Consider the following 12396-nt stretch of genomic DNA (forward strand, 5'->3'; position numbering starts at 1 on the left):
CGGTTTTGTAAGGCTTATTTTACAGGTTGACAACATAAATTACCTTCGCCTTTTTCAAGAACAGACTTTAAGCTACTAAGAACGCCAGACCAAGCCATTTGATGCCATTGAAATGCATCTGTCCAACATTCATCATCCTTAAATCCTGTATGGTGTACACAGACTTTTGTAGAGTTTTCATTAACTGATTCAAAACTTACTTTTACTATTGTTAGTTCATTTTCATTATTCATTATATCTTTAAACTGGTCTGGTCCCTTCCAAGTGAACAGTAGCTCTTTTTCATCAACAAGTTTAATAATCTTGCAACCTTTAGTATTCAGCTAGTTTTATTACCTGGAACGAAATATAGTTCATAGGCCCCCCCTTCTTTAGCTTCTACTACCGATTCAGGAGCGAACCATTCTGAAACTCGTTCAGATATTGTCCACGCATACCAAACCAAATTTAAAGCTGCATTAATTGTAACTTCATTAGTAACAGCATTTTCATTAGAAGTGGTTTTCAAAATAATCTCCCCTTTAGATATATTTTACATTTAATACTGTATCATTAATCAAATATCAGTTAAAGAATATTCTGAAATATTTTGAACTTTTTCAACTAACGCAGCAGGTTAGTTGAAGGAAGGATTATGTGTAATTTCGAACCTTTACGAACCGTTTTCGTTAAATATTGTAAAATGTTGATTAAGGTGGAGTTTTATATTGAAGAGTAAAATGAAATTCGGAACACTAATTTTTAGTCTATTTATGCTTTTATTTTTAATGGGGTGTGACCCCTTCGATAAGAGCAAAACGGAATTCTATAATAGTACGGAGAGTAGTAACCTCTCAGAAGAAAATGTAAATTCAATTACATTAAACTCAACTGAAAACGATGTTATAGGGACTTTTGGTAAACCAGCTGAAGTTAGTGATGTCACAAACCCCACATCAAAATATCTGACTTATGATGGAATCGAGTTTGGGATTATTGAAGATAAAGTGAATCGCTATTACTTCAACAATAATTATCAAACTGCAAAAGGAATTACAGTGGGCGATACAAAAGAAAATGTAATTCAAGCATATGGAGAAAACTTTTATGAAAGAGTTGAAAGTGGATTAGATACAATTGGATATTTTGATAAAGAAAATATGATTAATTTAGAAATCGGATTCAAGGAAAACAAAATTGTCTTAGTAATGATTGAGAAAATTAGATATCCCAAAGAAGATTAAAGGAATTAATAATTATTTGAAGAGATTGTGAAGGAATGTACTTAAACTAACGGGTGCGTTTAGTTGAAGAAGGTAAACCAATAGAAATTAGAGAATACAGTAATCATAGGGGGTGTTTGGTTTGAATAATAGACAAGAAACTCCAAAAGAAAAAAGAGAAAGATTAAGACAACAAGAACTTAAAAAAAATCCTGGTGGTGCATTAAGAGATGGATTTAGTCGAGGTGAAAATGGAAATTTAACTGATTTAACAGGTGGTATGGGTTGGAAAGGGACAGTAATATTAATTGTTGTTTTAATAGTTGGATATGTTTTATTTAAACTATTTTTTTAACTAAAGGGTGCTTTAGCTAAAAAAGGATAGATGAACAGGGGGAGGTTACCCTGTTCATCTATCCTTTTTTACTATATAACGTATAACACATAAATCAGGATTTTTGTAAAATGAGACTTAATGAACCCTTGTTATTCGATGCACTATGTAATACGATGGAATTATAAAATAATTTTCCAAAAAGGAGATTTCTATGGATAAAGAAATAATGAAAGGCAGTATTGATATCCTAATTCTTTCCCTATTATCTAAAAAGGATATGTACGGGTATGGAATTGTCAAAAGTCTAAAAGAGAATAGTAATGAACTGTATAACATGAGCGAGGGAACACTCTACCCTGCTTTAAAGCGATTAGAGAAAAATGAGTGGATACAATCTTATTGGGAAGATGCTGAATTAGGGGGAAGAAGAAAATACTATCGAATTCTGGAGAGCGGTAGGAAGGAACTAAATAGAAAACTTGGTGAATGGAAAAAGGTAAATGATTTAATAAAAATCACTTCGGAGGGTTTAGCTTGGATAAAAAATTCGAATCCTATATTGTTCAAATCGTAAAAGACTTAGACTGTGATAAAACAGAGAAAAAAGAGATTGCCGAAGAGATAAGTGATCACTTAAAACTGCTAAAACAAGAGTTTATAGAACAAGGTTTCACAGAAGAAAAAGCTATAAATAAAGCCTTAGAATGTTTTGGAGATGAAAAGCAGTTAAGGAATGGTTATAAAGAATCTATATCTCCATATTACAAATTATTCAAGATTAGTAACTGGATTATATTTTCTCTGTTCTCTTTTGTAGTACTTTGGAAGTTAATCTTCCAAAGAATACTTTTCACTTCATATCGATATTTCAATTCCAATGAAGTGCAAGCAAGCTTCTTTACTTTTAATATCGATGCTTGGAAAACAAACGCCAATTTAATATCATTCAAGAACATATTCCATTATATAATTAATCATGACAGGTTTAATTTAGATATTGTAATTAGTAACACGTTAGGGAACATCCTTATTTTCATACCTTTAGGAATATTTCTTCCTATTTTATTTAAAAGGTACACTTCATTCTCCAAAACAATCGCTTTTTCAATTATTGTTAGTTTCACAATAGAGGCACTACAATTTCTTTTACAAATAGGTCAATTCGATATAGATGATCTGATTTTAAACGGCATAGGAAGCATAGTAGGATTCTTATTCATAAAATTAATTTTTGAATTTCAGAATAAAGTCCAAACACCAAGATTATTTAGAAGTTGATAAGTAAACATAATTGTATTTATCTTATAAATGTATCAGTCAAATTTTCTATCCATCTTATTCAACTAACGGGTGCTTTACTTCAAGAAAGGAGTAAAGCCTTTTCCTTATTTAACTAATGGTGTAGGTTAGTTCAATAAGAAAAAATGGATTATTGATATTTTCAAATGGAAAATTTATTTAAATTGGAATCACTTTTCTTTTCAAACGTATTTAAGTAAATAGGCAGTTTTGTAAAAAAAGAAGTGTTAAAGATGGCAATACAAATTAGGGGAATATTTGATTACAATGAAAGAATTTGCATCAAGTTATTACTTATAGTCAGTTCGTTAAGTATAAAATTTAAATGAACGGATGTGGGTAAAATGGTGAAAAAGATTGCGCTGGTTTCTTGTTCATGCTACTCGCTGGTTGTGCTGTTATCGGCGTTAGTGCGTTGCACTTTGAAGGAGTAAGTGACCATTGGTTAGTGAAATATAAAGTAGTGGATAATGGGGATTCTCAAACAGCCAGCTACATTATTGACTATATCGGTGAAGGGGAACCCCCTGAAACATTTGATTACATAGTCTCCACTAGGATAGCTAAGAGCGAACAAACAGTGACTGGTGCTAGTTTTAAAGGGAGGGGCATGCTCGAAGAAGGGAACATTCAACATGGAGCAAGGGTAGCGGAAGATGAAGTTATTGTAGCGGAATTTTCCTGGGATGGTAAAACGGAAAAAGTCGTATTAGAACTTAAATAAATGGATTCATGAGTGGTAAGTAAGGTAAGTCTGGATTTTAAGGGTAAAGGCAATTAATAAACGGCTTACTCAACTAACGGGTGCTTTACTTAAAGATAGTTGAGCTGCTAGATGGCTCTTTGTGAAATACAAATAGGCAGATTTAGGGGGAGTTTTGTGAAGTTATTGTTATCCATTCTATTAGCTGGACTTTTAGGTATCTTGGTTATCTTCGGTTCTATTGGAATGTATATCTTATGTGCAATTATTGTCGGAGTCATTTTCAGATCATTTATTTTAATTAATGAGATTCATAAACAAGTAGTACCATCCAATAGCAATGTCAGGGTGAAAGAGGCGTACAAAAGATATATAAAAGAGAGAGTCGAAAAAGAACAGAAAATTAATGTATGACGTTTTTCAACTAACGGGTGCTTTACTTCAAGAAGGAGTATAGCCTTTTATCTTATTAATAAGTGGGTGATTAAATGCTAATAACTCCTTTAGGTGCTATTAAATTATTTGTTAATGATGAAGAAGTGGGATTTACTGCGATAAAATTGGATTTTGAATTGCATTGTCGAGATGTAAATGGTAGGTATTTAATTCAATATGAATATAAAAGTGAAATGAAGAATCAAGAAATTAAATGTTGTATACCTTCGCTAGATGTTAAGGGAGAAATTGAGAGTGGAGAATCGCTTGAAGCGGTTTCTTATTATAGAAATGATATAAAACTCACAATTGGGGTAGAAGGAGAATTCACAGATGAGGCAAAATATATTGATTATGGTGGGGGTTATTTAAGTAACGGAATTCAATATGTAACAAATCACACTACTTCGGATAGAAAATTTTATTTTGGTGTTTGTTGGATTCAACCATTGACAGAAGAAAATGATATCCAAACTTGGTTTGGTGCTGACCCAACTTTAATGTAAAATTTATAGTTTGTGAATTGGTACACTTAAACTAACGGGTGCTTTAGTTAAACAAGACCATCATTGCGATGGTCTATTTTTTTATTAAAAACTTTAAGTAGATCTCAGAAATCCATTGTGAAATGTTACACTTAAACTAACGTGGCAGTTTAGTTTAAGAAGGAATCATATTCACAGTCAGTGTTTTCTATTGGCTTTTTTATTTTGCAGTAGAAGGGATTAAGTGATGAAATAGGATCTTAATCTTAAGTTACTACTTTTAATATAACTTTAAAAGGTATATATCCTTTTTTGTCGAATATTAGTAATAAAATACGATAAAAGGAGAGGCAAATGAGTTACTTGATCTTTATAGATACTAATGTTGTGCATAATGATTTTTTCTTTAAAAGTAGCGCTATTAAAAAATTACTGAAGTTCACTAATCATGAACCAGTTAAACTTTGCATTACTGAATTTAACTATAATGAAATCTTAAAAAAGTATAGAGATAACGTCAGACCAGCAATAAAAGAATTGAGACAGGTTAAAAATAGTGTAAGCAAAAGAATGGAAGAATTAGGAATTGGCGAATTGTTTGATATGGAGAAACTAAGGGCAGAAAAATATGTTGAGAATTATAAGCAATTTCTAGATGAGACGATTGAAAATAATAATATACAAATAGTTGGTTATCCAACTGGAGAACATGTTACTGCTCAAATATCAGAGAAATACTTTAACGGAATTAAACCTTTCGGTGAAAGTAAAATATCCTTTCAAGATGCAATCATTTGGGAAAGTATTGTTGAATATTGTAAAGATGAAGATCCGGAGACTGTAGTCTTCATTTCAAACAATACTACAGATTTTGCTGATAAGAGCAAAAATAAAATACACAGTGATATAGAAGACGATATTTGCGGACTGCTTTTTTACAATTCAGTTGGTGCATTTCTTGAACACGAAGAAGATAACTTACATGATTACTTCATCGATAATTATGAATATGATAAAGAACTGTTGGAAAGGGAATTAAGGACCTTTTTCGATGGAAATTCTTCTTTAGATTATACAATCCATGATCTCCTAATGAATTCAGAGTTTGAAGGAGAATACTTTAGCGGATGGGGTACCGACGGTTACATTGATGAGATGGACTTCGAGATACTTGAAGTTACTTTTGATATCGAAGAGAATGAATTATTAATCTCATTTGGCGTAGAGTTAAGTGTTAGTTTTAGTATAGAAACGATAGACCCATCTTTCGAAAGAGGTGATTCTGGAGACGGGATGCTGTCGGAAAGCAGCAGTACAGATATATATCTACGAGGAGATATAACATATTCTCTTAATGAAGGAGAAATGTCTGACTATGTAGAGAAAGAAATAGAATTTCTATAAGTATCCTAGATAAGCAACATGAAAAATTCTTGGGTCCAATAGAGAGTCCCTTTGAGGCTGACTTTATTTGAAGGTAGCGGAGACTTGTCATATTGAAATGAAACAGTCAACAGTAACGGATTTTTGATATTTGTGCTAGTGGTTGCTTATATATCGGTGTCATTAAAAAGGATAGTAATGAACACAATGCAAGTATTTAATTGTTTACGTTTTTTATCTCCTTTCAATGAGAGTCTCTTTTTTTATTTCATTTTCTATTCATATACGTTGTTATGCTAAAGGGTGCGTTTCTACAATAAGTGGAGACGCATTTTTTTATTGAAGTAACGGGCAGTTTTGTTCAATAAGAAACCACAACGGAAGTTTGATAATTAATGTAGAATATAACTAAAGGGGATTTAAGGCTAGATTTATAATATTTAACATTAGGAGGCAGGGGAAATATATGAATAATTTTATTACAACTGGGGTTGGTTATTTTTTAGAATTGTTTAATTACTTTATTGAAATTGAGCCTATCTCTCTTGGAGAATTTTTAACTTTTCTATCTTCAATAATACTATTAGTAATTACTTGGAAATCAGTATCAAATGCAAAAAAAGCAAACGAAATCACTAAACAATCACAGCAACTACAAAGCAAACAATTTAAACTAAGTATCAAACCAGACTTAATTTTTGATATTCCACCTATAAAATACACTCAAAGAGATAATAATAAATCAAAAGGTAATACCATAATAAATCCTGATCATACTTACTATATTAAAAATTTATCAAATAATATCTGCTACAATATAAGTGTAACAACTTTTATTTATTTGCCAGATGATGGTTGGAATAAATATTATTCATTTTTAAATAACGAATTTGGCAAAGAAAAGGCCAGACCAAATATAGTTTCATATAGAAAAACATATGCTCTACACACTACAAATAACTTAGAATGTACTATACCCTCTTATTACCTTAATTTGAATATTATTTCTTATGATGGAACAATTAATTCTCCGGAATTATATGTGTTTTTAAAATACGAAGACAAAACAAATGAAATTTATGAAGATTGCTTTCAACTAGTACAGAATGGAAAAATCTTTGGAAGATTTGATGGACCTGATGATATAGAACTTCACTTTAGTCCAGTACAAAGGAAAAATGAAAAAATAAAAACAAAACTGTATGAGCAAAAGAATAAATTAGAATCAGACTTCCCTGATAAACCAGAATTACATTATTACAGTTTATAAGCTATTTAAGATAAATGAAGATTGTGAATAAATATACTTAAAGTAACGGGTGCTTTAGTTGAATATACGGTTTCCGAAATAAATAATTATTAATATAGAGTTATTGCTTACTGAAAAGCCATCGACATTATAGTTGGTTGTTATTTGTACTAGTTTCAAAGAATGTTCGATATAGAATAGTATTATACAAATCGTATTCGAGAAATTTATTTTCTTGAATACGTTTTTTTCTGTCTGCCGTTTGTCGTGACCTATGGGTTTGTAAGGTGTTTGTGCTCAAACTTTATTACAAAGCTACAATACATATTGGTAAACTATAATAGAATGGAATATGAAGGTGAAGGAGACCATTGAAGTGACGAAAATAAATCCAAATCTTATTGAGATCTTATCTGTAAACAAAATAACCACACTTGCAGCAAGACCAGGTTCAACTTTGGAAACTTCTATTCCAACAGGAGACAAAGGGGTTTCATTTGACGGTCATATCGCAGTTTATAAAGATGATTCTTTGTCGAAAGCATCGTTAATTGGAAGAATTCCTGTACAAGTGAAAGGAAAAGGTGTTGAAATATTCTCCCCTTTACAAGCAAAATATTCTGCTGATATCGACGATTTAAGGAACTACTATACGGAGGGTGGGGTTATCTATTTTGTTTGCGAAGTCAATGGAAATGCAGAAGTAGTGGTTTTTGCCAAAGTTCTGTTGCCACTTGATTTAAAGCAAATTATAAGTCAGTTTGGACATCAAGGCACCGCTACCATCTATTTATCTCATGTAAAAGATAATAAAACACTAGAATTTATTTGTAATAATTTTCTTAGGGAGAAAAATAGACAACCCAAAGAATATATCGAAAAACATGCATTTAATGCAGATGAATTTGAAAAATTAAAAATTACAAGAGTTTCTTTTGAACCCAATAAGGGTCCGTACGATATTATTAATCAAGATATGTATTTATACGGATTGAGGGGGAATATTGAATTTCCAATCAGTATTGTTAAATTTGAAAAGATCAGTCATAAAGGGGATACCTATATAGATATTCAAGGTGAGCAGATCCCATTCCAATATGAATTATCAGAATCAAGTGAAATAAGCCAAATTACATTTGAACACTCTTTTCGAATTACATTTAACCGCAAAATAGATTCTGTTACTTTTAAAGTATTAAAACACTATTCATTAGAATCCTATTGGAAATCACTAAAACTCTTGGAAAAGATAATATCTGAGGAATCTATAAACTTATTTGATGGCTCTATTCAGATTTCTGATTTAATACTGCATGATGGAGAGTTTGCAAATTTAGAAGAAGAAATTCAATGGGTAGAAAAGTTGAAGGATTTATATAGCAAAATAGGGATTCCACACGACTATGTATCAAAGGGTACTGATGAATCATTAGTCGATTACTCCAGTAATCTTTATAGAGCATTTATAGAAAGAAACTATGAAAAGGTTTTACTACCTACTAAACCAGAAGCTAATCTACTTGTAATTCGTTTAGGGAAGGACCACATTCTAACATTCTATTCTCCAGAAGAAGAAGAAAAGATAATGAGTGTTGCTGGAACAAGATTTTTACAAAAGGATATTGTTTTGGAAATTCATGAAACATTTGAAAAGTTCAATGTAAGCCCATTTTTATTAGCAGAACCAAGGGATTTATTAACTGCAGCAAATGTTTCATTAGAATTAGTAAAGGATTCTTTTAAACCAGACGTGCATATTTATAAAGAGGGTACTTTTAATATAACTAATAATTTCTGCTTAAAGTGTCTTAATGCTTATGATACAAATAAAATTACGGACTATCTTGATTTAGTAGAAGCTATTTACATTGAAATGCTTCAAGGCGAGTATAACGAAGTAGAAAGAGAGATTGCTACGATTAATTATCTGCAAACTTTGTTTCGCAAGAATGGAATGCTTACAGATGAACAGTTGGATAACCTTATTGAATTAAAAGAAAATCCTTCAAATACAGATAATTTTGTAATACGAACTTGCTGTAATGTTTTAGCTAGTAATAAGGCGGAAGCAAAATATTTTTTCAATAAAATGGACGCGGATATGAAAACCGATTTCGAATGTTTTCCAATCTACACATTATATAAGGAACTGATTGAAATTGAATAAAATTTATTACTTAACATATAAAGAAGAAAGAATCTATTATTATTCTTTCTTTAAAATATCTAATACGTAGATTGAGTTTAATACCAACTATGAAAGTCTTTTTCAACTAACGGTGTACTTTAGTTGAACAAGTGACTACCTGTATGGGTAGCTTTTTCTTATTGAACTAAAGTAGCAGGTTAGTTGAAGAAGGGGAAAATCTAAAACTTGCTCTCGATTTTGTCCAAGACCCTAAGAGGTTGAATTATATATCGATGATGTTATGGACAAAGGAAATCTCATTAATAATTATATTATTGCGATCTTGTCTCAAAATAAAATATAATTTGTCTCTGTATCAGAGAAAATAACCTAATGAATTGAAAATTTTTTGTCTCATTTATAAATATAATTCACATTTTGTTTGCATACAACTCAGTCGTGACGTAAAAACTGGTTAGATTAACTAACCAGTTTTTTCATTTTCTATTGGTATTTATAAATAAAAAGTGTCGTGGGCAAGAACAACGAAGTCGTACATAATACTATTGTTATTAAACGAATTAGTTGTGCATAGAAACGGGTTAAACTAATATTTATAAATAGGGATATATTAAAGGTAAAGGTTGATTTATCTAAAGTGATTTTATGACCGCTACCCCATATCTAATAGAATAAGTTTGTGAAAGAATGTACTTAAACTAACGGGGCAGTTTAGTTTAAGTAACTTTAAAAGGGATTATTGCGAATTTAATAGAATTATTGACATAGGTTGAGTTTTTACTAACAACGGCTTAGTTGAAGAAGAAATTATAAACATATAGGTAAGATTAATATAATATTTGGGGGATTTAAATGCGGAAAAAAAGGACTTTATTATTAACAACTTTTAGTATTATTCTTTTGTTATCAGGGTGTATAAATAAAACAGTGGAAAACAGTGGTAAATTGGATGAAAAAAACGATATGAAACAACTTATTGAAGAGCAAGAAATTCAAATAAAGGAACTAGAAAAGAAGAATGAGGAACTTCAAGATACATTGTCTAGTATTAAAACTGATTTAAACTATACGAAAGAGGAAGCCGATTATTATAATCAATTGATTGATGAACTTATTAGTGATTATAGTGAAGCTCAATTGGAAGACCTAGCGAAAAAGTTATGGGATTATGAGTTAGAAGTAAATGGATTAGCTGTACCGAAAAACGGTATAGTAGAGGTACAGAAAAACATAATTGAAATTTCTTTGATACAAAGTCAACCAGCTTATGTTGTTTTATCAGATGACATTTTTATTCGAGGAAAAATCAGTGACAATTATAATGACCATTTAAAATTTAACTCTAATCCTTCTGAAACATATTACACTGATGGGACAGTTGTTACTGGAGTACATCACAAATTTGTCAATGTGGAAAAAGGGGCGACTATTTCATTCTCCATTACAGAAGAATTAAAGAAAAGATTGGGATTAGATATCTCGGAGATTACTATAAAAAAGAATTAAGTATTTTATTAAGTTTCTTAAGCTAACGGGTGCTTTACTTCAAGAAGGAGTAAAGCCTTTTTTCTTATTGAACTAACGCAGCAGGTTAGTACAAGATGAAGGAACTTTGGTAATGGTGTTGAATTAGATAATTTATGTAAATTGTTAAATAAGTGAAAGAGGAGAGATTGATTTGAAAACTATTTATCGGTGGAGTATTTTTGTTTTTCTTATAGTCGTTACTATTTTATTGTTTAGCAAAGGAATGGATTTAAGGTCTATTGGAGCAGAAGATGTTGATGGAGATGGAATTGGAGTGTATTTTTTAGTTTTTGAAATAAATGACCGAGTACCAACGCAAAGCATACCGACATATGCATATGGATTTTTTGTTGCTAGTATAATTACTGCTTTAGCTGCAATATTTACTGCAATAGCTGCAATATATGTTGCTGGGAAAAAAGGCATAATAAACACTCAATAATTGAAGTTTCTTCTTCAACTAACGGGTGCTTTACTTCAAGAATGAGTTAAGCCTTTTTTCTTATTGAACTAAAGCGGCAGTATTGTTTAATAGTGAAACCTTTATTCTTTTTATTCGTACGAAATGTATAGGGAACAAATAAAGTTTGGGGGTTTAATAGTAAATGGAATACATTCTTATAATCATATCTTTTCTTATAATAATAGATTTATCGGCTAAGGTGGATAAATTAAAAGGTCGCATAAAAAGAATGCAATATACCTTAGACCAATTAACCAAACAATTGGGACTGCCTGAAAATCCAATAAATGATGAACTTCGTAAACTAATAAAAGAGGGTGAGGACGTAAAAGCAATTAAAGAAGCAAGAGAAACTTTAGGTCTTTCACTGTTAGAAGGAAAAGAATATATTGATAAGTTGAAATCCGATAACAGATAATGCTTAACTTACTCGTAAAAGTACAAAACGAGAGACCTAATTAGAGATATTGTGAAATATTGTACTTAAAGTAACGGGCGCTTTAGTTAAACAAGACCATCATTTCGATGGTCTGTTTTTACGTCTAAAACATCAAGTAGATATAGTAGATACATTGTGAAATGTTACACTTAAACTAACGGGGCAGTTTAATTCAATAAAGAAAATTTAAAGGTGTTTTATAGGTTACGGGGTATCCTTTAACAAGGGGTCATTATTTTATTAGGGGTGTGTTCATAGTGGAAAGTGAATTATTTGCTATCGATGTTTTGTGGGCTTTTGTTCTCGTAAATGTAGTATATTTAGTATCTATATTGTTTTTCAGAAAACATAAACAATTGATTTCAGTAATTCATATTTTAATTTTATTAATAATGGCACAATATTTTATCATTGCTCAGCGAGATTATATATTTGATGAATACCCTACCATTGCATATCCAATGATAGCGGTGGTATTGCTATCGTATTATGTCTTTTTTAGAGATTTGAATTCATTTATAAAAACAAAGAAATTTGAAAGAGACGCATCATCTAAGGAAATTAAATGATATATAAAGAAGAACCTAAATACAATCAAAGGTCTGATTGGCCTTATTGAACTAACGGGGCAGTTTAGTAGAAGAAGTAATGAAATAATTTGTTTAAATATTTTATAATATTATATAAATAATCTTAAATAAATGATTGGGAGAAATGGGGTAATA

Annotated in this window: 14 protein-coding genes and 1 pseudogene; 14 read left to right on the forward strand and 1 reads right to left on the reverse strand. The window is 30.7% G+C overall.

Annotated features, from left to right (window positions below):
* Positions 1–14 precede the first annotated feature (14 nt).
* Positions 15–508: pseudogene (locus tag PGC35_RS20780) on the reverse strand (SRPBCC family protein).
* A 199-nt stretch (positions 509–707) separates the two neighbouring features.
* Between PGC35_RS20780 and PGC35_RS20785 the strand changes: the two are divergent.
* The 14 genes from PGC35_RS20785 to PGC35_RS20850 all read left to right on the forward strand — a co-directional run bounded on the left by PGC35_RS20785 (position 708) and on the right by PGC35_RS20850 (position 12240).
* Complete coding sequence (locus PGC35_RS20785) at positions 708–1223, forward strand: hypothetical protein (protein WP_375220521.1); 516 nt, start codon at positions 708–710, stop codon at positions 1221–1223.
* A gap of 121 nt (positions 1224–1344) precedes the next feature.
* Positions 1345–1557, forward strand: coding sequence for a DUF6366 family protein (locus PGC35_RS20790; RefSeq protein WP_056832194.1), 213 nt, complete (start codon positions 1345–1347; stop codon positions 1555–1557).
* A gap of 193 nt (positions 1558–1750) precedes the next feature.
* Positions 1751–2113, forward strand: a complete 363-nt coding sequence (locus PGC35_RS20795) for a PadR family transcriptional regulator (protein ID WP_375220522.1) — start codon at positions 1751–1753, stop codon at positions 2111–2113.
* Positions 2074–2817, forward strand: coding sequence for a VanZ family protein (locus PGC35_RS20800; protein ID WP_375220523.1), 744 nt, complete (start codon positions 2074–2076; stop codon positions 2815–2817). Before PGC35_RS20795 ends, PGC35_RS20800 begins: the two co-directional genes overlap by 40 nt.
* Positions 2818–3214: 397 nt before the next feature.
* Entirely contained in the window at positions 3215–3562 is a 348-nt protein-coding gene (locus PGC35_RS20805; protein WP_375220524.1) for a hypothetical protein, read from the forward strand.
* A 156-nt stretch (positions 3563–3718) separates the two neighbouring features.
* Entirely contained in the window at positions 3719–3955 is a 237-nt protein-coding gene (locus PGC35_RS20810) for an ATP-dependent Lon protease (RefSeq protein WP_375220525.1), read from the forward strand.
* Positions 3956–4029: 74 nt separating this feature from the next.
* Positions 4030–4482: a hypothetical protein gene (locus tag PGC35_RS20815; protein WP_375220526.1), complete on the forward strand. Its 453-nt coding sequence runs from the start codon at positions 4030–4032 to the stop codon at positions 4480–4482.
* A gap of 333 nt (positions 4483–4815) precedes the next feature.
* Positions 4816–5865, forward strand: coding sequence for a PIN domain-containing protein (locus tag PGC35_RS20820; protein WP_375220527.1), 1050 nt, complete (start codon positions 4816–4818; stop codon positions 5863–5865).
* Between the two features lie 445 nt (positions 5866–6310).
* Positions 6311–7114 carry a hypothetical protein gene (locus PGC35_RS20825; protein ID WP_375220528.1) on the forward strand — a complete coding sequence of 268 codons (804 nt, stop codon included), beginning with the start codon at positions 6311–6313 and terminating at the stop codon, positions 7112–7114.
* A gap of 355 nt (positions 7115–7469) precedes the next feature.
* A complete protein-coding gene (locus PGC35_RS20830; RefSeq protein WP_375220529.1) occupies positions 7470–9260 on the forward strand; it encodes a hypothetical protein in 1791 nt (596 codons plus the stop codon).
* An 834-nt stretch (positions 9261–10094) separates the two neighbouring features.
* Entirely contained in the window at positions 10095–10748 is a 654-nt protein-coding gene (locus tag PGC35_RS20835; RefSeq protein WP_375220530.1) for a hypothetical protein, read from the forward strand.
* A 172-nt stretch (positions 10749–10920) separates the two neighbouring features.
* Positions 10921–11211, forward strand: a complete 291-nt coding sequence (locus tag PGC35_RS20840; protein ID WP_375220531.1) for a hypothetical protein — start codon at positions 10921–10923, stop codon at positions 11209–11211.
* Between the two features lie 163 nt (positions 11212–11374).
* The gene (locus PGC35_RS20845; RefSeq protein WP_375220532.1) at positions 11375–11650 is read left to right on the forward strand and encodes a hypothetical protein; all 276 of its coding nucleotides are present in this window, start codon (positions 11375–11377) and stop codon (positions 11648–11650) included.
* A 278-nt stretch (positions 11651–11928) separates the two neighbouring features.
* Positions 11929–12240, forward strand: a complete 312-nt coding sequence (locus tag PGC35_RS20850; RefSeq protein WP_375220533.1) for a hypothetical protein — start codon at positions 11929–11931, stop codon at positions 12238–12240.
* The last annotated feature ends 156 nt before the right edge of the window (positions 12241–12396 follow it).

This window comes from Psychrobacillus sp. PGGUH221 (genome assembly GCF_042055255.1).
GTDB lineage: Bacteria > Bacillota > Bacilli > Bacillales_A > Planococcaceae > Psychrobacillus.